The sequence below is a fragment of the Hydrogenivirga sp. 128-5-R1-1 genome (assembly GCF_000171895.1).
In genome coordinates, this window is sequence record NZ_ABHJ01000480.1 from 1 (window position 1) to 1,143 (window position 1,143).

The following is a 1,143-nucleotide window of genomic DNA, read 5'->3' on the forward strand; positions in this document are numbered from 1 at the left end:
TATTTTTTGTTAAGAAATATAATAAATCAAGTAAAAGATGAAAAGAATAAACACAAGGATATAATTACATATTTATTTTCAAGATTAGATAATTGTCCAAAAAGGAAGCAGGATATAAACCTTTACAAAGAAATAATACATTCAAATAATAAAGCTCTAAAAGAAGCCTTTTTAAAATTTGCCCAATTAAATGCAAAACAATGTCAGGATATAGCACTGAGACTAATAAAAAGTTATAATAAAAAAGAAAAATTTTTTGGATTTTGTATATTGATACATCTACCTGAAAATAGCTGTAAAGAAACACTTAAAGAATTTATAATTAATACAAAAAATATGAAGTTTATAAAGGAATTCTTGAATTATATTTACTACTATGGAAATGAGAAAGATAAAGATTGTTTAGAAAATTTACAAAAACAATTTCCAGAATTAAAAGAACAAATTCAGCGAATAATAAAAAGTTTATGATGTATATAAAACTTATTCTCCTAAGCTTTTTTGTAATTAAACTATTTGCATTTGCATCTGTAGATGAACTTTTAGAAAAAGCTTCTATTCAGGCAGAAAAAACAAAACTTCTACAGGAATTTAAAGTTGCTTTTGAAAGTTATAACGAAGGATTATATGACATAACAGAAAAAAACTGTCTTAAATTTTTAAAAACCGCTCCCCCTACCGATAAAAACTTTAGTAAAATTTTAGAGCTTTTAGCCCATACTTATTACAGAACTAAAAACAGATGGGCTATGGAAAATTATGTTGCAAAGTATCTCTACAAGTATAAAAATTTTATTGATGAAGACAGCTCAAAGAAAATATTTGCTTTAATTAATAATCTATTTTTAGACCGTCCTGATAAAAGGCAGTATTTTTTAAATAAATTTAAATACATATGGGAATTTAAAAGAAAGCCATTTCCACTACCTGAGGAGCTTAAAAAGTTCACGCCCTATGTAAATATTTTCCCTTTTGAAAATTCAAGGCTTTTTGGAATTAATAAAATTTATTTTTCAGATAAGAACCAGACCTTATACGAAGTTGGTTATAAAGTAGATATGGAGTTTGATGAGCTTAGAGAAGCTAATCCACTGTTAAATCCATTTGATATAAGAAAAGGTACTGCAATATTTCTGCCGAGAA

At 25.8% G+C, this 1,143-nt stretch carries 2 protein-coding genes; both read left to right on the forward strand.

The window, feature by feature from the left end; genetic code table 11:
* Positions 1-471 (forward strand): hypothetical protein (locus HG1285_RS20105; RefSeq protein WP_008289640.1); only part of this gene is annotated, 471 nt, incomplete at its 5' end.
* A partial coding sequence (locus tag HG1285_RS00535; RefSeq protein ID WP_008289641.1) for a hypothetical protein occupies positions 468-1,143 on the forward strand: 676 nt, incomplete at its 3' end. The genes HG1285_RS20105 and HG1285_RS00535, both read left to right, overlap by 4 nt.